Source organism: Corynebacterium sp. HMSC28B08 (assembly GCF_001806865.1).
GTDB lineage: Bacteria > Actinomycetota > Actinomycetes > Mycobacteriales > Mycobacteriaceae > Corynebacterium > Corynebacterium auriscanis.
The window spans coordinates 57,591-81,015 of sequence record NZ_KV786173.1 but is presented as its reverse complement, the minus strand read 5'-3'; the positions used below and the strand labels follow the sequence as shown (position 1 = coordinate 81,015).

Below are 23,425 nucleotides of genomic sequence, written 5' to 3'. Positions count from 1 at the left end.
GAAAAAGCGGTGGCAGTTCTCCCTGAAGGGTGGTGGAACCTGAAGTGAGCATGTTCGCTCCACATGGTCCTGCGCGGGGCATTGGTCGCTTCGCGCTGGCGCCTGTGCTGCCTCCCGCTCTCATGGTGTTATCGGGGTTATCCCTCTACGCGGGGGCAGCCGTGGCGGTGGGTCTCTTTGAGGTTCTACCCCCGGCGGTTGTTGCCTGGCTGCGCCTTGCATCAGCCGGAGTCATCCTGCTCGTTCTGCGCCGCCCACCCTTGGCGGAATTTTTGGGCCGATCGGGGGTTCTCGCGCTCGCATTTGGTCTCGTTACCATCGCCATGAATATGACCTTCTACGAGGCTATCGCTCGCTTGCCGTTGGGAACCGCCGTCGCCATTGAATTCTTGGGCCCCATCGTGGTGGCGGCTTGTGGTAGCTCCAGCGTGCGCGATTGGTTGTCCTTGATCTTGGCGGCCCTGGGGGTTGTGGTGCTCTCTGGTGCGCAGTGGTCTACGGAGGCCGCCGGAGTGCTGTTTGCCCTTGGCGCGGCTGCTCTGTGGGCGGGTTATATCGTGGTTGGTCATCACGTATCGGGTTCTCCGAATTCACTTGCCATTGGCTTTTTTCTCTCCGCACTTGTGATGGCCCCTCTTGCTTTGGTGCTGTGGCCTGGGGGACCTTTTGGTTCGACGCCACCCAGTCCCGACCTCGACCCCATTATTATTCTCGGATTGGCTGCGGGGCTGGGCGTACTGAGTGCGGTCATTCCGTACAGCCTGGACCAAGTGATACTGCGCGTGGCGGGACAGGCGTATTTTGCGGTCCTGTTGGCGCTACTGCCATTGACAGCAGCAGTGTTGGGCGCGGTCGCGTTGGGCCAAAGGCTCAGTGGCGTCGAAATTGGTGGCATCGTCTTAGTGGTGACAGCCGTGGCTTTGCGTAAGCCAGCGAGTGGCGAAACGGCAGCGGCGGTGGAGTCGCCCGTGGACGATGACGCGGCGAGCGGATCCTCCTACGGCGACTGCACCGCTGAAACCTCCGAGGAATCCGCATGAATCAGGACGGACTTCGCGGGCGGTGGGTCGCACACATCGATATGGACGCGTTCTACGCATCCGTAGAACAGCTCACCCGTCCGGCATTGCGCGGCCGGCCCGTGCTGGTCGGAGGCACATCGGGCAAGGGGGTCGTTGCCGGTGCGTCCTACGAGGCCCGCACCTTCGGGGCGCGCTCGGCGATGCCGATGCACCAGGCGATTCGCATGTGCCACCACCGCGCGGTCGTGGTTAACCCGCGGCGCGAAGTGTACCAAGCCGCATCGCGGAAGATTTTTAGAATCATCTCGCGCTTCGCGGGCGTCGTGGAACAAATCTCGATCGATGAAGGGTTCGCGGAGCCCTCCGAGCTAGTCGGCCGCGAGGGTGCAGAGGGGGTTGAGGCGGCGCGCAGCTGGGCGTCGGAATTACAAAAGGCGGTAGAAGACGAAACGGGACTGCCGTGTTCCATTGGCATGGCGGCCACCAAGTTGGATGCGAAAATGGCTAGTGATCTGGCAAAACCGCACGGCATCTTTGTGGTAGATCCGGACCGGCGCGCCGATGTGTTCCACGAGCGTTCGGTGGCGGAAGTGTGGGGGATCGGCCGGGTCGCGCAAGGGCGGCTGCATGAGGTGGGAGTGGAGACCATCGGCCAGTTTGTGCGGATGGATCGCACGGATGTGCGCACCTTGCTGGGAAATACCGGACTGGAACTGCAGCGGATGGCGGCAGGGCAGGATCTGCGCCCGGTGGCCCCGCGAGCGCGAGCTAAGCAGGTGAGTGCGGAACAAACTCTGGCGGCGGATGTGCGGACCACGCGCGAGGTGCTGCCACATTTGGATAGGAGCGTGCGGCACGCACATGCGCGTTTGCTCAAAGACGGCCGGGCTGCCAAGACAATCACGGTGAAGATTCGCACGGCTGATTTTCAGATCCACACGCGGTCAGCCACGCTCGCCGCGCCGACTGAGGATGTGGATGTGATTCTGAGTGTCGCCCGTAGGATCCTGCCACGGCCGGAGGATCTGGGCGCGGTGCGTCTGGTGGGATTGGGGTTGTCTGGGTTGGCCGACGATCGCCAGCAGCTGCTGTTTCCCGAACTGGATACGGACAAAGCCAGCGGATTGGCAGGGGCCGACGTAGTGCGCATCAGCAGCGATATTGGTCGCACAGGTGGGGTGAGCGGGACAGGAGGGGAGCTGGCGACCCCGGTTGACGAGGCATCCGCGGAGAAGATCGCGGCTCGGCGTTGGCGCCCCACCCAAGATGTGCATCACGAGGAGTTCGGCCATGGGTGGGTCCAGGGAGTGGGTGAGCACGTGTTGACGGTGCGATTCGAAACACGGGCAACGGATCAACCTGGGCGCGTGAAGAATTTTCCAGTGACCACAGATGAACTCCGGGTGTGCGATCCCTTGGAATCGCTGGACTGGGAATTATCGCGGGTGGAGGGCGACGGCGGGGGAGAGGATTAGTCCGGACGGGCCGCATTCAGCTCTGCGGTGTAAGTCAGCCTCGCTGTCTCAATCACCTCCGTTGTGCTGCGAGTTCCGTCAGCAACCACATCCGCGCCTGCGACGGGCGCAGGTTCCCCGCTGAACGAACACCATGCCGCGCCAGATCCGCCCCGCCACCTGCGCTGCCGTAGACAAAGTGGACACCCCCTTCCGGCACTCGAGTACTGATCAGCACTGGCACGTCCAGCGCCTCCAGTGCCTTCGCCATCGCCGCCGGCACATTTCCCGACCCCATGGCGGAAACCACCAAGCCGTCGATGTTAGTCGCGGCTAGCCGCTCGATGAGAACTCCGTCGGCTCCCGCGTAGGCGTCAATAATTGGGATGTGTAAACCGGCCAAACGCGATACATAATCTTTTTGTACCGACGCCGCCACGGCGAATTCGTCCACACCTTCCGCTAGGCGGAAAGCCGCATCTTCCGTGGTGTGCCATTTGGTGGTGCCTATCGCGGGCAACACTTGACCGCCGAACGCGATCCGCACCAGGGATTGTTCGCTGTCGACATTCAGTAGTTTCGTCGCAGTTGCTACCGCAGCGCGAAGATTCAGCGGGCCATCCGGATTCTCGTCATCAGCGGGGCGCTGCGCACCGGTGAAGACAATGGGGCAGGATAAATCCGCGCACAGACGGGCAACGGCGAACGCAGTTTCCTCCATCGTGTCCGTGCCGTGGAGGACGATGACAGCATCGGCCGGGGTCACCTCATCGGATTCCGAATCGCCCGCAAGCACCGCCGCGCGAACTCGATCGATGATGAAATCCATGTCTGCCAGGGAAATATCGGAAGAATCCACTGTCATGATGTCCTCGCCGGTGATCTGCGGCTGCCCCGCACCCGTGGCGAAACCAGCGCGGCTGATCAGGTCTGAGCATTGCAGACTGGGGATTAAGTCGCCATTGTCATTGTGCAGGCAGCTGATGGTGCCGCCGGTGCCGAGAACGTGAATGCGGGGTGGAACAGTCATGGCCCCAATGTACCGTGGAGACGGTTTATCCCTACCGTGGAGTGGCTTTCGGCTGCGGCAAACTGGTAGTCACAATAGTCCCATGTGTAACATTGCGGTGTTAAAGATTGCAGGGATCGGTGTCCCTCCAAACGACTAACCCGATTTAAGGAGAATCCACGCACTCATGATGAAAAAGACAATGGCCGTAGCCATCACCCTGGCCACTACGCTGACCATGACCGCGTGCGGTGGAGACAAGGAATCGACGGACTCTGCTTCCAGCTCCACCGCTGCCTCCAGCTCTTCTGCTCCTAAGAAGGACACGCCTACGGCTGCTGAGCTGACCAATACCCTCAACCGTGCGGTGGATCCGAACCTGCCACCGGAGCAGAAGACCGACACGGTCGTTGGTGGCGAAAAGGCCCCACAGCTTTTCACTGCACTGACGAAATCCAAGCAGCAGTCCAAGGCACAGCTCAAGGTCGTCGATCCAGTGCTCCCATCACTGACCCCGGGTAATGTCTCTGCCACCGTTTCCCTGACCTTGCCTCAACAGCAGCCCAACAACATCACCGGTGTGGAGTTCGTTAATGAGGGTGGCAAGTGGAAGTTGGATCAAAAGTGGGCTTGTACCTTGGTAGAAAACGTTCTGCCGGATCAGGTTCCACCAATGTGCAAGCAGGGCTAAGCCAGCGCGATAAGGGCTCACCGGCAAGCGTATCCCCGCTAGCTATCCCATTCGGTGCGCTGCACCGTCTCCTGGTTGACCCTCACCTTCGAGCCCTGTTTGCCGAAGGTGAGGGTTTGCTTGATTTCTACCCGTCCTCTCACCGGCAAGGGCTTGGTCAGATCCAGATTGAGCTGACCGGATGCCTGGGTGGTGGAATCCAATACGTTCAAATCGGTCTGTGCGAGGTTTTTTACGGCTGGCGCGCGGTCAACTGCCACCCGCAAGCGAACGGCCTGCCCCTTGCGCTCAACCAGTGTGTACGTCACCGTCTGACGCATCGAGATCACTCCGTCGATTCGGCTGGACACGCTCCATGTCGCACCTTCACCGATGGCCTGTTCAGGGAATACGATGGGCATATCGGTGACCTGGGTCAGTGCATGTTCGATACTTGCCCGGGCCGAATCCGTCGCTGTTTCCGGAGCGGATAAAGTGCGGCTGGAAACGCGACCATCTGCGGTGCTAGTGGAGCTAATCTCAAAACCCTCGGCGGTGGAAATATCCTCATTGCGGTCGGCATTCGTGCCCGTAGGTTTGCCCACGATGACCGTCACGTTGTGTTTGTTGCCATCGGTGCTGGAGGAGGCCTTGACCGGAAGGTTCATGGTGACTTCCTCGTAGCTCAAGTCCCCTTGGTCGTCAGTGGCATCGCTGTTCCCGGCCGCCTGGCTGGCCGCATCTTGGCGCTGGTTTTTCTTGCCACCTGTCGTGGTCTGGGACATTCCTTCAGTCGTTTTAATGTTGACTTCTTGATCGCCCGGATCACTGAACCACACGAGGGGAGTACGTGGCGCGGCACCCTCTCCGAGGAGTTTCACCGTCACGCCCGGAACAGTGGCTTGAGCTGGTCGCATGGCTACTGGCTTTTCCCCGGACGAGCAGGCCACTAAGCCCGCGCCCCCCAAGGTCAGAACTGCAGCGAGAAACGCTGTTGCTTTCCTTGTGCCAGACAGAGTTGTTTTACCCACAAGTTCACAGCCTAACAGGCGGGGGCTAGACTCTTAGAACGTGACTTCCAAACGAGCCTCGCTTCTCGCCGTGAGCCTCATGCTCGCCATTATCGCGATCGATCAGTTGAGTAAATGGGCAGTCGTGGAAAATCTTGCGCCCCGCACGGCTTACCCAATCCTCGGTGAGTGGTTCCGTCTTTACTTGGTGAGGAATCCAGGTGCGGCTTTTTCTTTTGGTACCGACGCCACCATCGTGTTCTCGTTCATTCAAATAGCTGCAGTCGCGCTATGCCTGTTTTTGGCTTTCCGTGCGAGGAGCTGGTGGACGATCCTACCCATCGGGCTCATCGGTGGTGGTGCAGCTGGCAACCTCATTGACCGCATCTTCCGCCACCCAGCGGGATTGCACGGGCATGTGGTGGACTTCTTCAGCTTTGGAAGCTTTGCCATTTTCAACGTGGCGGACTCCGCCATCACGGTGGGGGTGGTGCTTTATCTCATCTACACCCTGTTCGTGGAACCACGTCGCCAAGGGGTGCGCGCATGAGCCGATTTGATCAGCAACCTGCGACCCAATCAGCCAGTGCTCACCGCGAAAACCGTGTCCTGCCCGTTCCCGACGGTTTGGCGGGGATGCGGGTGGATGCTGGGCTCAGCAAGCTTTTGGGCCTATCGCGTACGGTGGTAGCGCAGCTTGCCGCAGACAATGACGTACTCATGGACGGAGTATCTGTTGGCAAATCGGATCGTCTGGTGCCCGGTGCATGGTTGGATATCAACTTGCCGGAGCCTCCCCGGGATTTGGCCAACGAGCCACCACAGTTGGTGGAGGGCATGGACATTCTGTATGCCGACGACGATGTGATTGTGGTCGACAAGCCCGTGGGCGTTGCGGCTCACCCCACCTTGGGTTGGGAGGGTCCCACGGTCACTGCGGGGTTGGCCGCAGCGGGGTTCCGGATTTCCACTTCCGGACCGCCGGAGCGCAAAGGCATCGTGCAGCGTTTGGATGTGGGAACCTCCGGGGCCATGGTCGTGGCAGCGAGTGAACGGGGATACTCCCTTCTGAAACGGGCATTCCGGGATCGTGAAGTGGATAAGACCTATCACGCGCTAGTACAAGGGCACCCGGATCCCACCACGGGCACGATTGATGCTCCCATCGCTAGGCACCCCAGCGCGGGGTGGCGCTTTGCTGTTCGTGATGATGGTAAGCACGCGATCACACACTACGACACGCTAGAGGCGCATCGCCAGGCCAGCTTGCTGAAAATCAAGCTGGAGACAGGGCGCACGCACCAAATTCGTGTGCACTTTTCCTCGTTGCATCATCCCTTGGTGGGGGATCCAATGTACGGATCGGATCCCACGTTGGCCGAAAGGCTTGGGCTGATCCGCCAGTGGTTGCACGCGGTTGAACTTGGTTTCCCACACCCGTCAGGGCAGTGGATGACCATCCAGTCTCCGTATCCGCAGGACCTAGCTACGGCTTTGGATCGATTGCGAGATGCCAATGACGCATAAACCCGGCAGCCAGGATGCCTATCACCGGCGCCGGTCGCAAGCCATTGCGGTGAATAAGCGCCGTCGCAGGCAGTTGGATTGGGAGGACACGCGTAAACCCGCGTGGGTAGCGTGGCTTTCGGGGGTGTGCACCATCGCGTTGCTGCTGACCTTGTTGGCCTTGGGCGCAACGGAGGATTCCACCGCGCCGATTGCCAACGGGGACCGACTAGGGCCTTTTGATACGTCCCGGATGCAGTACCAACACCGAGCCCAACAAACGCTGGCTGAAGCACAGGGCGACGAACCCCGCTGGGCCTTGGTCTTGGCGGATAGACCGTGGACGTCCGATTCCATGGCCAAGCTGCTCTCGGATGTTGAAACCTCCCATCAGCGCTTGCGCGTGAGCACTGTGTATGCCGCCGGCTCTGGGTTGGTGGCCGAGGCGGTGGGGGAACCCGCCATTGGGCACACGAGGGCAGATGTTTTCGCCAACGTCGCCTTGGACTTAGCCGGTGAGAACCCCCGCGTCGCCAAGCGGGTGGTTTTCGATGCGATGCTGGTCTACGGCAAACCCGACACGCTGCGGGCGTTATCCCAACGAGTGTTCTCCGTGGAGCCGGCGCCAGTGGACGCTGTCTACGGCAAGATCGGGGTGCGTACGCAGGCACTAGATCAGTAGCCGTACGGTAGAACGAGGGAGAAGCAACGATGGTGTGGGGATTTGGAGCGTACCTGCTGTGGGGTGTGTTCCCGGCGTTTTTCCCGCTGTTGAAACCCGCGGCGCCGGTGGAGATCTTGGCGCACCGGTTTATCTGGACGCTGGTGTTCATGTCGATCGTGGTGGTGGCCGTGGGTGCGATGAAATCCATGCGGCACATTTCGCGGGACCAGTGGCTGAAGGTCACGTTGGCGGCAGTGTTGATCTCACTGAACTGGGGCTTGTACATCTACGCCGTGAATACCAATCACGTGGCCGATGCAGCACTGGGGTACTTCATCAATCCGCTGGTCACGGTCATGTTGGCCGTGGTTGTGCTGCGGGAATCGCTGCGGCCGATGCAGCTTGTGAGCGTGGCTATTGCCTCGGTGGCGGTGATTATTCTGACTGTGGCTCTGGGCCAGCCTCCGATTATCGCCCTGGGGTTGGCGTTGAGCTTTGGGTTGTATGGTCTAGTCAAGAAGCAGGTGAAACTCAGCCCAATCCAGTCCCTGACCGCGGAAACCCTAGTGTTGGCTCCGGTTGGTTTGGGGTACATCGTTTACTTGCAGTCCCAGGGGCAGAACACATTTGTGCAACACGGCCCAGGGCACGCGGCGCTGTTAATGACCGCCGGAGTGGTGACGGCGGTGCCGCTGCTGCTTTTCTCCAAAGCTGCTCAGGCATTGAGTTTGACTAGTTTAGGCATGATCCAATACATCACCCCGGTGATGCAGATGCTGTGGGCGGTATTCGTCAATCAGGAAGCCATTCCCGCGGCCCGATGGGTGGGCTTTTGCATCATTTGGGTGGCGGTCATCATCTTCATCGTGGATATGATTCGGCACCGCCCGCCGCGCATTCGGCACCAGCGGATTGCCCGCAGATTGTCACAGGGTAGCGCTGACTGAGCGGGCCTATGTGCCCGTGACGGCACGGCCCACCACGCATTCGGCACCAGCGGATTGTCACAGTTTAGACGAAGCTCTTGCCCTCGCCACGGTACGTCAGCCACGTATCGATAATTTCCCCATTGGAAACTACGAGTACTTGATCCGTCCACTCGCACTGCTCGCCACCTTTGGCGTGGCGCATCCACACGTGGGACCCCAACTGTAGGTTGCGCGCCGCAGGCCCCGTCAGCGGAGTTTGTACTTCGCCAGGCCCCTCCAGCGCGGCCATCTTCAGGTCGCGAGGCCAATCAACTACCGGCAGACGGTCTTTGCCTGTTGGTCCCGACGCCACGCGCCCCCCACCCGCGACCGTGACGGTGTTCGGGCCGGGCCGGCGAACGACGGGCACTACGAACCACTCGGCCGGGGTGGGAGTAAACGTCTTGTAGTGATCGAACAACGCGGGGCCGACCACACCCGAGCCCGCGCCGATTTCCGTTATGACTTCTTCGGAACGGGTGGTTTCGATTGAACCCGTTCCTCCGCCATTGACGAATTCCAGCGCGGGGCGGCCGGTGGCACGCAGTTCCTCTTGGACGATGCGGATCAGGACCTCGCGGCGCTTGGCTAGCTCCTTGACCGACACGGACTTCATGACCGCTACGGCCGGGGAAGTATCGGTGGTTCCAGCGATCTGGCCTTCGTATGCCATCACACCCACGATGTCGAAACCTTGGCGGGCCAAGATGCTGCGTACGAAGGAACGCAGGTGATCGGCAGATCGGATCGGGGAGCGTAGGGCACCGATATGGACGGGGCCGACTTCCAGCGAGGCGTCGAGATCAATACACACCCGCACCGAGCCACGCTCTTGGGGTGGGACTACGGCATCGATGAAGTTGAGGTGCTCCACGGAATCAACCATCAAGGTGATGCAATCGCGCAAGTGCACGTCGCAGAGCAGACGGTGGAGGGATTCCCGGTTGGCGCTGGGGTAGGCCACCAGCACGTCGTCGCACGTACCACTTTCCACCAACCACATGGCCTCGTCCAGATTGAACGCCAAAACTCCCTGGTATCCCGGGAGCTCCAACACGCGCCGGATCAGTTCGCGGATACGGATGGACTTGCTGGCCAGGCGGATAGGGGTGCCTTCTGCACGCCGAGTCATGGATTGGGCATTTTCAATGGCCGCATCCAGATCGAGGACTGAAAAAGGGGCGTCCAAGTGGGTAACTGCGGCACGTACGTCTGCTCTCATGACTTCAAGGGTATATCCCTTTACGAGCCGAAATGGGGCGATGGGGAAATTGAAAACGAACGCGCTAGTATGGCCTACCATGAGCGGTTCTTCTTTCGTACATCTGCACAATCACACCGAGTACTCCATGCTCGACGGAATGGCGAAAGTGGACATGCTGGCGGCGGAAGCGAAACGTCAGGGTATGCCCGCTGTAGGTATGACAGACCACGGAAACATGTTCGGCGCCGATGCGTTTTACCGCGCTATGACAGCCGCAGACATCAAGCCCATCATTGGCATTGAGGCATACATCGCACCGGAATCCCGCTTCAACCAAAGCCGTGTGCGGTGGGGTAGCCCCGAACAAAAGTCCGATGATGTTTCGGCTTCGGGTGCGTACCTGCACCAGACGATGATTGCGGAGAACGCCACGGGTTTGCGAAACCTCTTCTACTTGAGCTCCATGGCCTCTTACGAGGGCCAACTGGGTAAGTGGCCCCGCATGGATGCCGAACTGATCGCCGAGCACGCCGATGGTATCATCGCCACCACCGGTTGCCCCTCCGGTGACGTGCAAACCCGCCTGCGCCTGGGGCAGTTCGATAAGGCCCTAGAAGCAGCCGCGATGTGGCAGGACATTTATGGGAAGGACAATTTCTTCCTGGAGCTCATGGATCACGGCCTGGAGATTGAGCGCCGCGTGCGCGACGATCTGTTGGAGATCGGGCGCCGCTTGGAGCTGCCGCCACTGGTGACCAATGACTGCCACTACGTGTTGGAATCCCAGGCCGCGGCCCACGAAGTGATGTTGTGCGTGCAGACGGGCTCTACCCTAGACGAGCCCACCCTCGATGAAGGCGGTAAGCGCTTTGCCTTCTCGGGTTCCGGGTACTACCTGCGGACCGCGGAGGATCTGCGCGCGCAATGGGACAAAGAAGTGCCCAAGGGCTGCGACAACACCTTGTGGGTTGCTGAGCGCGTGCAAGATTACAGTGAGGTCTGGGACGAGCACCCCTTCGATCGCATGCCGATTGCAGATGTGCCAGAGGGTGAAACTCCCACCACCTGGCTGACGCACGAGGTGATGAAGGGTTTGGAAGAACGCTTTCCAGGCAAGCCGGTGCCTACCGATTACATTGACCGCGCGAAGTACGAAATCGAAGTTATCGATATGAAGGGCTACCCTTCGTACTTCCTTATTGTGGCGGAGCTCATCAAGTACGCCCGCAGTGTGGGCATTCGCGTGGGACCTGGCCGTGGTTCTGCTGCGGGTTCCCTAGTGGCATATGCCTTGACGATTACCAATATCGACCCGATGGAACACGGCCTGTTGTTCGAACGCTTCTTGAACCCGGAGCGCCCATCGGCACCGGATATCGATATCGACTTTGACGATCGTCGCCGTGGCGAGATGATTCGCTATGCCTCGGAACGCTGGGGTGAGGACAAGATCGCGCAGGTGATCACGTTCGGAACGGTGAAGACCAAACAGGCGATTAAGGATTCCGCTCGCGCGCACTATGGGCAAGCCGGTTTCCAGATGGCTGACCGCATTACGAAAACCCTGCCACCGGCAATTATGGCCAAGGATATTCCGCTGTCTGGCATCATGGATCCAGAGCACGAGCGGTATAACGAGGCTGCTGAGGTACGAAGCCTTATCGAAACCGACCCGGACGTCAACAAGATCTATCAGGACGCCCGCGGATTGGAAGGCGTGGTCCGCCAAGCGGGCGTACACGCCTGTGCGGTGATTATGTCCAGCGTGCCCCTGCTGGACTGCATCCCCATGTGGAAGCGCAAGCAGGACGGTGCACTGATCACCGGTTGGCCGTATCCAGCGTGCGAGGCCATTGGCTTGCTGAAGATGGACTTCCTGGGTCTGCGCAACCTCACGGTCATTGGCGATGCCTTGGACAACATCAAGTCCAACCGGGATTTCGATCTGGATTTGGAAAACCTATCCACGGAAGACGACCCGACATACGAACTTCTGGCCCGTGGCGAAACCCTCGGCGTGTTCCAGCTGGACTCCGGCGGCATGCAGGAACTGCTAAAGCGGATGAAGCCCACCGGGTTTAATGACATCGTGGCCGCACTGGCGCTGTACCGTCCAGGCCCGATGGGCGTCGGCGCACACTGGGAATACGCCGATCGCAAAAACGGTCGTAAACCCATTGTGCCGATTCACCCGGAGCTGGAAGAACCGCTTAAGGAAATCCTCGAAGAGACTTACGGTCTGATCGTGTACCAAGAGCAGATCATGAAGATCTCCCAGAAAGTCGCGAACTACACCGCCGGTCAAGCAGATGGATTTCGCAAGGCCATGGGTAAAAAGAAGCCTGAGGTGCTGGAAAAGGAGTTCGTGAACTTCGAATCCGGAATGAAAGACAATGGCTTTTCCGATGCCGCCATCAAAACCTTGTGGGATACGATCCTGCCGTTCGCGGGTTACGCGTTTAACAAGTCCCACGCCGCTGGTTACGGGTTGGTGAGTTTCTGGACCGCCTACTTGAAGGCCAATTACGCGCCGGAATACATGGCCGCGCTGTTGACTTCGGTGGCAGACAAGAAAGACAAGTCCGCGATCTACCTAGCGGATTGCCGTCACCTGGGGATTCGGGTGCTATCACCGGATGTCAACGAATCCGCGTACACCTTCCAGTCGGTGGGTGCGGACATCCGCTTTGGCCTGGGCGCGGTGCGTAATGTGGGCGAAGAAGTGGTGGAATCCATCATCCGTTCCCGCGAGGATAAAGGCGCATTCAAGGACTTCTCCGACTACTTGGACAAAATTGAGATCGCAGCGGCTTCTAAGCGCGTGACCGAGTCCCTCATTAAGGCCGGTGCCTTTGACTCCCTCGGCCATCCCCGCAAGGGCTTGGTGCTGGTGCACGAGGATGCGGTGGATGCGGTGATCTCTACGAAGAAGGCCGCGGCGAAGGGGCAGTTCGACCTGTTCGCGGGCTTTGGGGATGACGAAACCGTGGGGGATGTCTTCCGTGTGGACGTGCCCGATCAGAACTGGGAGCGCAAACACGAGCTGGCGATGGAACGCGACATGCTGGGCCTGTACGTTTCGGGCCACCCGCTGGATGGCTTCGAAGATGCTCTAGATGCTCAGGTTGATACCCCCATGACCGCGGTGATCTCCGGTGAGTTGCCACACAACCGGGAGGTCAAGATCGGCGGCATTATTTCCTCGGTGGAGCGACGTGTTGACCGCAACGGTAACCCGTGGGTGATTTGCACGCTGGAAGACCAGCACGGTGCGCAGGCGGAACTATTGGTGTTTGCCAAGACCTACCAAATGGTTGCCCCGCAGATCGTGGAGGACAACATTGTCCTAGCTAAGGCACGAATCTCTTACAAGGACGACCGCATGAGCCTGTTCTGCGAGGATCTCAAATCCGCGGAGCTGTCTGTCGGCGCGGGCAGCGGCGTGCCCCTGCGCTTGAGTATCCGCGTGCACCAGGCAACTCCTGACAACATGGCACGCCTCAAGCGTGTGCTGCGACAGAACAAGGGTGATTCGGACGTGTACCTCACGCTCATCGATGGGGAACAGGAAGTTCAGTTCCTGCTGGGCCCCGAAATGCGCGTAAACAAATGCCCCGCCCTCATGGGCGATCTCAAGGCCACCACGTGGGAGGGAATCTTCGCCTAAACCTTCGGTGATGACAACTTGGGGAGCGCGGGGGTGCGTGCAGGGGTGTGCTACGTTCCGCGCCGCATGATCCCGCAGGCTCGGGGGAGGTGAGGACGGGGAGCCGCTTAGCGTGCGGCTTCTCCTTCCCCTTCGCCTTCAACTTTTCCAGCTTCCCCATCGCCTCCATAGTCCCCGCCTTCAGCATCGCGTGCATCCACGTCGATGCGCACCTCCCATGGTCCTAATTCTGGACCGTCGGTGGGCAGGCGCGTGGCGTCGGATAAATTGGCCGACACTGTGATCACATAAGCCTCGGTTGCATACCCCATGCGCACCCAGCCTTCGCCGTGAGCGGCCTCGACCACCTCGGCATCGACGATCCCCAGCTGCGCGCGCATGGCAATCAGGTCGCGGTAAGCCTCGGCGATACGGGCATGGTCGCCGTCGAGCCGTTCTTCCCACTTCAGTTTCGACGCCTCGAAAGTCCCCACCGCCGCGGGATCCGGCACGTCCTCGGGGGCCCAGCCCATACGCGCAAACTCGCGGAGCCGCCCGGCGCGGGTAGCATCGTTGAGCTCCAGGTTTTCATGGTTGACGAAGAACGCGAAAGGCGTGGAGGCGCCCCATTCTTCACCCATGAACAGCATGGGGGTGTATGGGCTGATCAACACGAGAGCGGCCTTGAGAACCTGCTGCGGTCCGGTGAGGTTCATGCTAGGCCGATCGCCCCGGGCACGGTTACCGGTTTGGTCGTGAGTGGTGGTGTAGGTCACCAGCTGGTGGCGCTGCACGACCTCAGTATTGCTTTCATGACTATTGCCTTCATGCTCGGTGGTTTCCCCATCCTCAAAGTGAAGAGCCCGGCCATGCGTGCGCCCGCGGAACGTGGAGTACTTGCCGTCGTGCCAGAACCCGTTCTTCAGGGTTTCCGCCACCACTTCCGCGCTGCCGAAATCTGCGTAGTAGCCATGGGTCTCTCCAGATACCGCTGCGTGGATAGCATGGTGAATATCGTCATCCCACTGGGCAATACCGAACTGCTGGGTGTACTTCGGATCGTTTTGATCGGTTTCTGCAATGACAAAACTCGGCGCCGCGGCATCACGGATCTGTTCGGTGATGCTGTAAGCTCCCGTGTCATCAAACGCATGCACTGCGTCCAACCGCAATCCGTCGATACCGAAATCTTGTGTCCATTGGCGCACAGCTTCCAAGATGTATTTACGCACACCATCGGATCCGTGACCCTGCAGGTTCACGACTTCGCCCCACCCGGTCGAACCACCCGCGGTGTATGGTCCAAACAGGTTTCCGTATGCCCCATCCGGTCCAAAGTGGTTGTATACGACATCCAAGATGACGGCGAGGCCACGGTCGTGCGCGGCGTCGACAAACCGAACCAGTGCGTCCGGCCCACCGTAAACCTCCGAGACGGCGTGCCAGTAAACCCCGTCGTAACCCCAGTTCCGTGCGCCACCGAACGGCTGTACGGGCATCAACTCCACGGCAGTAACGCCCAACTCGGCCAGGTAATCCAGCTTCTCAATCGCAGAATCCAACGTGCCATCGGGTGTGAACGTGCCCACGTGGAGTTCGTATAGTACCTGCCCGGCCAGTTTGGTGTTGATCGGGGAGCGTGGCTGATCGATCTCCCAATGCTCCGACAACCCGTGAATACCGTCGGGCTGGCGGCGCGAGCATGGATCACCAATGGGATCCCCACCGTCGATACTGAATCCGTACCGATCACCCACCTGTGGCACAACGTCGCTGGTGAACCATTCCCCGTCACGGGTCATGGGGTGTTTTTCCCCGTTGACCACCAGCTGCATTTCACCTGCGCGGGGAGCCCATACGCAGTAAGTGTTCTTGTTTGCTGGGGTATCGTGCACGCCTGCAATCATGGCTTCATCCATAACCCCAACCCTAACTGCGATAATGATTCCATGCCGACCAATACCGAAGACTACCTTTGCCCTGCTGCGCACTCGGGTGACGTGGCTGCGCAGGCCGAGATCGAAATCAAACGCTCCCAATTCATCGGTTTGGCCGCCCGCACACAGACGGAAGAGGCCGCCCGCGATTTCATTGCGCATATCCGCTCGCAATACCCCGACGCCCGCCATCATTGCAGCGCGTACATCATTCACCAGGAGGGCGCTCAGCCGGTAGAGCGTTCCAGCGATGATGGCGAACCTTCGGGTACCGCGGGCAAGCCGATGCTCGAGGTCTTGCGCGGTATCGAGGACATCACGGTGGTTGTGGTGCGCTACTTCGGTGGTGTGCTATTGGGCACCGGCGGGCTTGTTCGTGCGTATCAGGATGGCACTCGGCGGGCTCTCGGGGAGCTTTCTTTGGTTCGACGCCGCCAGCGTCAGCTCTTCCGATTCCAACTCGGCCACGCGGATGCCGGCCGGGTGGAAGCCGATATCCGCGCTGCGGGGTTTGACGTGAAAGACGTGGAGTATGGGACCGAGGTCACCATGTCCGTGGCTTCGGATGACGGAGACGGGTTGGCCAGCAGGGTAGCGGCGCTCACTGGTGGCCAAGTCGAGGTCGAACACCTCGGTTCGGTGTGGGTAGAATCGCCCCATGCTCAATAATCAAAACAACGGTGATATCGTTTCCCAGCGCAAGGCAGAGGTCCGGCAGCGAACCCGCAGCATTCAGATTGCCGGTGGTGTGGTTGTCGCCAGCACTTTAGCGGGTGTTTTCCTTGTGAAAACTCCGCTGCTGACGTTCGTCATTCCGTTGCTTGGCCTGCTGTTTGTGCTGTACAACATGTACAAGGTTCGCGAGATCGTGAACCACAAGGACCAGTGGTAAACCGTTGCCGTTGACTGCCGATACGGAAGCGCCCAAGAAGGTTCGCATCGATGCTTGGGTGTGGTCAGTGCGTTTATTTAAGACCCGCTCGCAAGCAGCACAAGCGTGTCGCGCTGGGCACGTAAAGATTAATGGTGAAGCGGTGAAGCCCGCCCAGGCGGTTGAGGTGGGCGATGATGTGCGCGTGTGGGTGAACCACCGGGAGCGGATCGTGAGAGTACGCACACTATTGGCCAAAAGGGTGGGGGCGGATGTCGCTCGTGAGGCCTATGAGGACCACACACCGGAGCAGGTTATGCCCATGATGCCGCGCCGCGATCGGGGTGCGGGGCGGCCAACTAAACGCGAGCGACGTCAGTTGGAGCGCTTTAAGCGGGGGATGCTGTAACCTCTCCGCCCACGGGATCCGGTACATCCCTTAACAACCGGGCTAATTCTGTGGTTTCTTGTCTTGGGCACCAATGGAATTACCCAGTAGTGTTTTCTGATCCAGCTTCTGCCAGCGACTACCCAGCCGCCCTGGGCGCGAACCCGCGTTTTCTCCAATGTGCACAGTCTTGCGAATGTGATCCCGACCAAAGGTGTACAGCAACATATCGTCGATGAGGCGCACTTGTCCCGGACGATACGGGTAATTCATCGCCGCCTGTAGCTTGTCCAAGTTGCGCATCAACGCGCGTAGCTGCTTATAGGTGGTAATTCCGTGGGCATGCAGCATGTCCACCGCGTAGTTGTAGTACTCCACCCGACTGGTGGGGTACTTATCTCCGGCTATGAGGGTGAGCTCGCGAGGCAGGGTATCAGCGGTGATCTTGTCCTCTTCGCCCTTGGTGTCCGTTTGCACGCCACTTTCCATGAATTCGGCAATCTTGTCGAATTGCTCATCCGCTAATTCGATTAATCCCGCCGCCAGCGTGAACGCTCGGTCGACTTCCGGATCGTTGACGTGGTTCTTGTAGCGAATGTCGTGTTCGAACTCTGCCCACGCGTGCTGCAGCACCGTGCGCAGCTGAATCTCCACCAGGCTGTTCCCATCGCGGGCGATCAAGTGCTGCGAGGCGTAACCAAACCGGCCTGCACGCGCCGTTTCCGCGGCCTTATCCACTTCTTGCTCAATGGTGAAAACTTCACCGAGAGCTTGCTTGAGCTGGGGGATCTCCGAAGAGTGATAGGCAATCACGCGCACGCCGAGAATGTCGTATGCACTATCCAAATCCACGTATTCGGGGTATGCGGAGTTGCGAAGCTTGGCTGCGAAGCTATCGCGGTCTTTCACTCGAACGGCTACCTGGTCAAAGGCCAAGCCGGCATCATCGAGGGCGTCGATAACCTTTTCCCGTAACTTGTTGGCGGCATAGGGGTTATTTAACCGCCATGAGTCGTAGGCAGCGAGGGTTGAATCGTCGTTGCGCTGTGACAAGTGGTTAACCTTTCTGCCCGGGGAACATCACGGTGAACAATGAAACCTCCCCGCGCGTTAACTACCCGCGCGCGTGAGGATCGCCTGCGGGCGGGTTTTAAATAACGTTGATAGCTTCACCGTACCTTCAAACATTCCGCCGCCAAGTTGCTCCTCCCACATACCCTCTGGCAGGGTGACGGTGGTATCCTCCCAATCCGGCAGCGTGCGTGGGCGACGAGTCACCAGTACCATGACGTCCTCACCGCGGAGCATGCCCAATAAATGGCGCTCATACTGGCCCGCGGCCATCACGGGCAGATACTTGGCGTGATCCAATTGGAACTGTTTGCGCACACGTAGTGCGGTCGTCACCAGGTGCATCCGTTCATCATCACGGGAGCGAATATCCCCGCGGCCCACACGCTCCAGCGTGTCTTCCAATGCGCGGAAGTCCACCGGGCGACGGTTATCGGGATCCACCAGGTGATCGGTGAGGATCTCGGTACCTTGGTAAATATCCGGAATGCCGGGGGCCAGCAACTGGAGCACTTTTTTGCTGTTGGCGATGGTGATGGAGGCTTCGTCGATCAGCTCTGCGAATTCCCCTAGTTCATCCGCATAGTTGTCGCATACGTCGTCGATCCACGCATGAATGGAATCCTCGAATTCCTCGTTCACGTCGTACCACGTGGTGTGCACACCGGCTTCCCGCATAGCCTTCATGGCGTAATCGTGTAACCGGGAACGCAGCTGGTTCGTAACCTCCCCGGTGGCAGGCCACACACCGATCATGTTCTGCAAGAGGAAGTGGCAGGTCACACCGTCTGTATAGGGGATTTTTTTCACCAGCGCTGCGAATTCCTCGGGGAATTCGGTCAAGCTAGTAATCCGGCTTCGCACGTCCTCACCACGTTTTGTATCGTGCGTGGTCAGCGTGGTCATCGCCTGCGGCCACAACCGTGCACGTTCGGCCTGCAACAGATGGAACTCCGCGGGCGACACGCCGAAACGACCCGGCGCGCCGCCTACTTCCTGCAAGCTAACCAGGCGCGAACCGCGATAAAACGCAGTATCCTCCACCCCCTTGGCCATCACAGCGCCACACACCTGCGCGAAGCGCGTGTTTGCCTCGGAGCGGGAAATCAGGGCGGTAGCAACCAGATCCAGGGCATCTTGCCATTCAGGGCGCTGCATCATTTTTTCCGCGATAACTGTGCTGGTGACCCGCGATAAGGATTCGTAATCCGCGCGGTACACCGGCATCGCGGCGATCAACTCTACGAGGACTTCCTGCAGTTCCTCATCCGATACGCTCTCACCCGCGGTGGACCAGTTGTCGGTGCGCACAGCCGCCGCCAAGCGCCGGATTTCCGCTCCCAACTCGTCTGTTGCCGCGACTTTTTTCAGCTGGTTTTCGGCAGCGGCAAAATCTTCGGCATTCCACCGGGTGCCCGTGTGCTGCTCGGCAAGGTCACCCAAGATGGCTTCGGAGGGGCGGTGGACGAACACGCCATCGAATTCCCGCAAGGCATCATAGCCCGTGGTGCCATCGACCGTCAGGCGCGGATCCAAGGGCTCATCCACGCCCAGGATTTTCTCCACCAACAACCAGCGGTCTTTCCCGATGAGCTTGCGCAGCTTTTTTAAATACTGGAACGGGTTGGCCAAACCATCGGGGTGATCCACGCGCACACCGTCCACCAAGTCGGCAGCCAGCAACTGATTGAGAATGCGGTGCCAGTGCTCGAAGACCACTGGATCTTCCTGTCGGATTCCGGCTAGGCCATTGATACTGAAAAAGCGACGGTAGCTGATGATGCCATCGCGCCAGAACATCAGCTTGTAGTGTTGTCGATCGTGGATGTCCTGCGGCGTGCCGTAGTTCGTGCCCTCAGCGATGGGGAACCGGTGGTCATAATAAACCAGCTCATCGCCTTCCACCTGCAGTGCTGCCACATCTTGCGCACTTCCCAATACGGGCAGACCAATTCGACCGTCGGCACCATTATCGGCGGAAAAATCGATATCGAAGTAGTTGGCAAACTCGGAATTCTTTCCCCGCGCCAGTACATCCCACCACCACGGGTTCAACCGTGGTGTATCCACCCCAACGTGGTTCGGCACGATGTCGATCAGCACCTTCAGGCCCGCGTCGTGGGCTGTCTCAGCCAGTTCGCGGAAGCCCTCTATCCCGCCGAGCTCCGGGTTGATCTGCGTGGGATCCGTGACGTCATAACCGTGGGTCGATTCCACGGGGGCTGTCATGATCGGTGACAGATACAGGTGAGTCACCCCTAATCGGGCGAGGTAGGGCACGCACGCGGTGGCGTCGGCAAAAGTAAAGGCCTCGGCAGGGGAGTTCCCGGGGCCACGAAGTTGAAGGCGGTAAGTCGCGGACATGTCCCCAAGTCTAGGTGAGTGGTGCGGTGCTCACCTGCCGACAAAACCCCTGGGATAGGGCCAGTGGGCCAATCCAGCCGTCTACAGTGGTGGCCAATCGCTGGGGGCACGCACGGATGTCACTGCCGTGAACGTAAAACACGCTGGGCTCGCCGAACAACGTGGAGATAGCGCGGTCTAGATGCTGCGACAGGCTGGGATGAGCCAGCATGACGGACATTGGCATGGACGTCTGCACGACCCGCAGCTCGATGAGGGCATCATCGACCCACCGATATTGCAGACGCGCCCCGCGTGCAGCCAGAACGTCCTCCAGTTGCGCTTCTACAATCGCGGCGGCTTTGATCCAGCGCTGACTGACGGGTTCGGCCCCTTCCGGCACTTCCACGCTTAAACCCCCGCCGAGTGTCACACGAACAGGGGAGGAGTAACAGTTGCTGGGTTTCGTCGTGACTTTCAACATGCCTCATTAGACCGGTTGGCCACGCAAAAGGTTCCCCGTGGGAGATTGCGGGGCCACTATCACCGACTGCCCCAGCATGCACGCCCTCGCAGCTACTCAGCACCCACCATCGTCAGGAACTCCTGCAGGGAAACCAGCTGAATCTCTTGGCCCTTGCCAATCAATTCGCGCGCCCGCTTTTCCTTACTGGTTGTCGTCGCCCACTCGCCGATGATCAGCATCGTGGTTTTCTTCGTCACATTCTTGCCGACCTCGCCACCGGCCCCGGCAATCATGTCCCAAATCTGGCCCTTGTCGTACGGCTCCACGTCGCCAGTGACACACACGACCTGGCCGTACACAGGATTGTCGATATCGGCCTGCTCATTGGTCTCCGGCACTTCATCCGGGGTAGCCACCGCGGCCCACGGTGCCGGTCCGCGTTTGGCTCCACCCGACTTTCCGGACCCCTGCGCTGCCGCCTCATCCGCGCCACCGTCGATGTCGAATGCCAACTGCCCCTGCCCGGCTTCTGTCACCCAATCTGCATCGCTGATGGTCGAAGACTGGACCTGTTGCTCAGGCTTGTCGCTACTCGCTGGATTTTTGTCCGACGCCGCCCCGGGCTCCCCAGCCCCCGCCTCCAAGGGGTACCCGGCTTGCACGTTCGTGAGAGCGCGGTCGATGTCCACGAAATCCTGCTCATCTGCGGGAGAAAAATTCAGCGTGGTGGCGTCGGTAAAAAGACCATCCTTACCCACCAGCAATTCGATGAAACCAGGGGAGGTGCCATCGGGGGCTTGCCTGTTCCATCCCAGCAGGTCCTCCACCGCAATGGTTTCGTCCTGCCACAAGCTGGCCCCCAATGGCGAGCGCGTGATGGAGATGCGCTGGGTATCAATGGAAACGTCGGCGCCGCGGGCATGCATGATGGGAAGTCCTTCGCTGGATAGGGGAATTCAACTCAAAGGCAATACCGCTAACCCTAGTGGGTGCCAGCTCCTTCGGGCAGGAGGGGATCGGTCAACGGGCGCTGCAACACGACGATGCTTCGGGCTGCGACCTCCAGATCATCTCCGGGCTGCAAGGTGGTGAGTTCGGGACGACCACCTGTGTCCTCCGCGGTATCGATGACCACGGTCCACACCTGCTCTTCAGCCGGTTCCACGTGCATCACGTTGTGGCGGCGCGGCAAGGTGAACGTAATGGACTCATGGTGCGCGTTGAAGCACAGCAGGAACGAATCGTCTTCCACTTTGCGCCCGTGCTTATCCGGTTCCGCGATGGCCTGACCGTTGAGGTGCACCATGAGGGACTTACCGAACTCCGTGGACCAATCCTCTTCATTCATCAGGCGACCGTCCGGGGTTAACCACGCAATATCGCGTTCGGCTACATCCATACCCAGCGGGCCACCGGCCAGGAAACGACGGCGGCGGAAGACGGGGTGCGCTGCGCGCAACTTGGTGAGGAAACGGGTGAAAGCATGCAGATTCTCATCTGCGTTGTCCCAATCCATCCATGAAATCTCGTTGTCCTGGCAGTACACGTTGTTATTGCCGCCCTGCGTGCGGCCCAGCTCGTCACCGTGCGACAACATGGGAGTTCCCTGGGAAAGAAGCAGGGTTGTCAAAAAGTTCCGCCGCTGCTGATCGCGTAGCTTCAGGATCTCCTGATCATCTGTCTCACCCTCCACACCGCAATTCCAGCTGCGGTTGTGGCTTTCCCCGTCGCGGTTATCTTCCCCGTTGGCCTCGTTGTGTTTCTCGTTATAGGACACAAGGTCGCGCAACGTGAAACCGTCGTGGGCGGTAACGAAGTTGATCGACGCCGAGGGGCGACGACCCGCGTACAGGTCCGACGATCCTGTCAGTCGGGAGGCGAACTCACCCAGCGTGGCCGGCTCACCGCGCCAGAAATCGCGCACCGTATCGCGGTACTTTCCGTTCCACTCTTTCCACAATGCAGGGAAGTTACCAACCTGGTAGCCACCCTCGCCCACATCCCAAGGCTCAGCAATCAGCTTGACCTGGGAAACAGTGGGATCCTGTTGCACCAGATCGAAGAAGGCCGACAGGCGATCCACATCGTGGAATTCGCGCGCCAATGTCGAGGCCAAATCGAAACGGAAACCATCAACATGCATTTCCGTTACCCAGTAGCGCAGCGAATCCATGATCAACTGCAGGGTGTACGGGTGACGTACATTCAATGAGTTTCCGGTGCCCGTGTAGTCCATGTAGTGCGCTTCATCGCCATCGACCAACCGGTAGTACGCCTGGTTATCAATGCCACGGAAAATTTGTGTCGGGCCTTGGTGGTTGCCCTCCGAGGTGTGGTTGTATACCACATCCAAAATGATCTCCATGCCCGCATCGTGGTAACTGCGTACCATCTGCTTAAACTCCGCCACCGCGCCCTCTGCTGAATTGGAAGCTGCATAATCACGGTGCGGCGCGAAGTAACCAAGGGTGTTGTAACCCCAGTAGTTGCGCAGGCCCTCATTCTTGAGGTGGTCATCGTGGACGAACTGGTGAACCGGCATCAGTTCCACCGTGGTGATGCCCAAATCTTTCAGATACTGGATCACACTGTGGTGACCCAAGCCGGCGTAGGTGCCACGCAAGTGATCGGGAACATCCGGGTGGGTCATCGTCAGACCCTTCACGTGGGTTTCGTAAATCACCGTATCCGTATCGGCAATATTCGGCCGACGGTCATTGGACCAGTCAAACCATGGGTTGATCACCACGCTGCGCATGGCATGCGGTGCCGAGTCCTCCTGGTTGCGCTCCTCCGGATTGTTGAGGTCATAGCTGAACAGCGAAGGGTGCCCGTCGAACTCCCCATCAAAAGACTTGCCGTAAGGATCCATCAACAACTTCGACGGATCGCAACGTTGCCCCCGTGCGGGATCCCAGGGGCCGTGCACGCGGTAACCATAGCGCTGGCCCGGAACAATGCCAGGCAGGAAGCAGTGCCAAATGCCGGCATCCTGCTCTACCAAACGAATCCGGGTTTCACTGCCGGCATCATCGAACAAGCACAGGTCAACTGCAGTGGCGACCTCACTGAAAAGCGCGAAATTCGTGCCATTTCCGTCGAAGGTCGCGCCGAGGGGGTAGGCCTTACCAGGCCACACTACGAGTGGATCGCCCGGCGCACGCAGACCACTTTTATTTGACAGGCTTAAAGACAT

General features: G+C 59.4%; 20 protein-coding genes. 11 read left to right on the top strand and 9 right to left on the bottom strand.

What is annotated here, in order from left to right:
* Positions 1–50 precede the first annotated feature (50 nt).
* Together HMPREF3098_RS08395 and HMPREF3098_RS08390 are read left to right on the top strand one after the other, a co-directional pair.
* Positions 51–1,040, top strand: coding sequence for an EamA family transporter (locus HMPREF3098_RS08395; RefSeq protein WP_083284362.1), 990 nt, complete (start codon positions 51–53; stop codon positions 1,038–1,040).
* Entirely contained in the window at positions 1,037–2,497 is a 1,461-nt protein-coding gene (locus HMPREF3098_RS08390; protein WP_070434762.1) for a DNA polymerase IV, read from the top strand. The genes HMPREF3098_RS08395 and HMPREF3098_RS08390 overlap by 4 nt, the downstream gene beginning before the upstream one ends.
* A gap of 52 nt (positions 2,498–2,549) precedes the next feature.
* Here the strand turns inward: HMPREF3098_RS08390 and HMPREF3098_RS08385 are convergent, their stop codons facing one another.
* Complete coding sequence (locus HMPREF3098_RS08385) at positions 2,550–3,506, bottom strand: asparaginase (protein ID WP_070434761.1); 957 nt, start codon at positions 3,504–3,506, stop codon at positions 2,550–2,552.
* A gap of 166 nt (positions 3,507–3,672) precedes the next feature.
* On the opposite strand from HMPREF3098_RS08385, the gene HMPREF3098_RS08380 reads away from it, so the two are divergent.
* Positions 3,673–4,176 (top strand): WKL family lipoprotein, encoded by a 504-nt coding sequence (locus HMPREF3098_RS08380; RefSeq protein WP_070434760.1) that lies wholly within the window; start codon positions 3,673–3,675, stop codon positions 4,174–4,176.
* Positions 4,177–4,214: 38 nt separating this feature from the next.
* On the opposite strand, the gene HMPREF3098_RS08375 is transcribed toward HMPREF3098_RS08380, so the two are convergent.
* Positions 4,215–5,186, bottom strand: coding sequence for a hypothetical protein (locus HMPREF3098_RS08375; protein ID WP_070434759.1), 972 nt, complete (start codon positions 5,184–5,186; stop codon positions 4,215–4,217).
* 40 nt (positions 5,187–5,226) lie between these two features.
* On the opposite strand from HMPREF3098_RS08375, the gene lspA reads away from it, so the two are divergent.
* From lspA to rarD, 4 genes are read left to right on the top strand one after another with little or no spacing between them, the layout of a single operon-like run.
* Positions 5,227–5,715 carry a signal peptidase II gene (gene lspA / locus HMPREF3098_RS08370; RefSeq protein ID WP_070434758.1) on the top strand — a complete coding sequence of 163 codons (489 nt, stop codon included), beginning with the start codon at positions 5,227–5,229 and terminating at the stop codon, positions 5,713–5,715.
* Complete coding sequence (locus tag HMPREF3098_RS08365; protein WP_246815901.1) at positions 5,712–6,692, top strand: RluA family pseudouridine synthase; 981 nt, start codon at positions 5,712–5,714, stop codon at positions 6,690–6,692. Before lspA ends, HMPREF3098_RS08365 begins: the two co-directional genes overlap by 4 nt.
* Entirely contained in the window at positions 6,676–7,353 is a 678-nt protein-coding gene (locus tag HMPREF3098_RS08360; protein WP_141739718.1) for a hypothetical protein, read from the top strand. The genes HMPREF3098_RS08365 and HMPREF3098_RS08360 overlap by 17 nt, the downstream gene beginning before the upstream one ends.
* A 29-nt stretch (positions 7,354–7,382) precedes the next feature.
* A complete protein-coding gene (rarD, locus tag HMPREF3098_RS08355; RefSeq protein ID WP_070434756.1) occupies positions 7,383–8,282 on the top strand; it encodes an EamA family transporter RarD in 900 nt (299 codons plus the stop codon).
* A gap of 64 nt (positions 8,283–8,346) precedes the next feature.
* Here the strand turns inward: rarD and HMPREF3098_RS08350 are convergent, their stop codons facing one another.
* Positions 8,347–9,525, bottom strand: a complete 1,179-nt coding sequence (locus tag HMPREF3098_RS08350; RefSeq protein WP_070434810.1) for an amino acid deaminase/aldolase — start codon at positions 9,523–9,525, stop codon at positions 8,347–8,349.
* 79 nt (positions 9,526–9,604) lie between these two features.
* On the opposite strand from HMPREF3098_RS08350, the gene dnaE reads away from it, so the two are divergent.
* The gene (dnaE, locus tag HMPREF3098_RS08345) at positions 9,605–13,174 is read left to right on the top strand and encodes a DNA polymerase III subunit alpha (RefSeq protein ID WP_070434755.1); all 3,570 of its coding nucleotides are present in this window, start codon (positions 9,605–9,607) and stop codon (positions 13,172–13,174) included.
* A 107-nt stretch (positions 13,175–13,281) separates the two neighbouring features.
* Here dnaE and HMPREF3098_RS08340 read toward each other — a convergent pair whose 3' ends face one another.
* The gene (locus HMPREF3098_RS08340; protein WP_246815900.1) at positions 13,282–15,072 is read right to left on the bottom strand and encodes an alpha-amylase family glycosyl hydrolase; all 1,791 of its coding nucleotides are present in this window, start codon (positions 15,070–15,072) and stop codon (positions 13,282–13,284) included.
* Between the two features lie 30 nt (positions 15,073–15,102).
* On the opposite strand from HMPREF3098_RS08340, the gene HMPREF3098_RS08335 reads away from it, so the two are divergent.
* The 3 genes from HMPREF3098_RS08335 to HMPREF3098_RS08325 are packed head-to-tail and all read left to right on the top strand — an operon-like array spanning position 15,103 to position 16,370.
* A complete protein-coding gene (locus tag HMPREF3098_RS08335; protein ID WP_070434754.1) occupies positions 15,103–15,759 on the top strand; it encodes an IMPACT family protein in 657 nt (218 codons plus the stop codon).
* Entirely contained in the window at positions 15,749–15,982 is a 234-nt protein-coding gene (locus HMPREF3098_RS08330; protein ID WP_070434753.1) for a hypothetical protein, read from the top strand. Before HMPREF3098_RS08335 ends, HMPREF3098_RS08330 begins: the two co-directional genes overlap by 11 nt.
* Before the next feature lie 10 nt (positions 15,983–15,992).
* Positions 15,993–16,370, top strand: coding sequence for an RNA-binding S4 domain-containing protein (locus HMPREF3098_RS08325; protein ID WP_070434809.1), 378 nt, complete (start codon positions 15,993–15,995; stop codon positions 16,368–16,370).
* A gap of 42 nt (positions 16,371–16,412) precedes the next feature.
* Here HMPREF3098_RS08325 and HMPREF3098_RS08320 read toward each other — a convergent pair whose 3' ends face one another.
* The 5 genes from HMPREF3098_RS08320 to glgX form a co-directional block, all read right to left on the bottom strand.
* Positions 16,413–17,402 carry a GTP pyrophosphokinase gene (locus tag HMPREF3098_RS08320; protein WP_070434752.1) on the bottom strand — a complete coding sequence of 330 codons (990 nt, stop codon included), beginning with the start codon at positions 17,400–17,402 and terminating at the stop codon, positions 16,413–16,415.
* 57 nt (positions 17,403–17,459) lie between these two features.
* The gene (gene treY / locus HMPREF3098_RS08315) at positions 17,460–19,784 is read right to left on the bottom strand and encodes a malto-oligosyltrehalose synthase (RefSeq protein WP_070434751.1); all 2,325 of its coding nucleotides are present in this window, start codon (positions 19,782–19,784) and stop codon (positions 17,460–17,462) included.
* Positions 19,785–19,794: 10 nt separating this feature from the next.
* Positions 19,795–20,247 (bottom strand): hypothetical protein, encoded by a 453-nt coding sequence (locus HMPREF3098_RS08310; RefSeq protein WP_070434750.1) that lies wholly within the window; start codon positions 20,245–20,247, stop codon positions 19,795–19,797.
* A gap of 92 nt (positions 20,248–20,339) precedes the next feature.
* On the bottom strand, positions 20,340–21,155 hold the full coding sequence (locus HMPREF3098_RS08305; protein WP_070434749.1) for a BRCT domain-containing protein: 816 nt from the start codon (positions 21,153–21,155) through the stop codon (positions 20,340–20,342).
* Positions 21,156–21,211: 56 nt separating this feature from the next.
* Positions 21,212–23,425, bottom strand: a complete 2,214-nt coding sequence (glgX, locus tag HMPREF3098_RS08300; RefSeq protein WP_070434748.1) for a glycogen debranching protein GlgX — start codon at positions 23,423–23,425, stop codon at positions 21,212–21,214.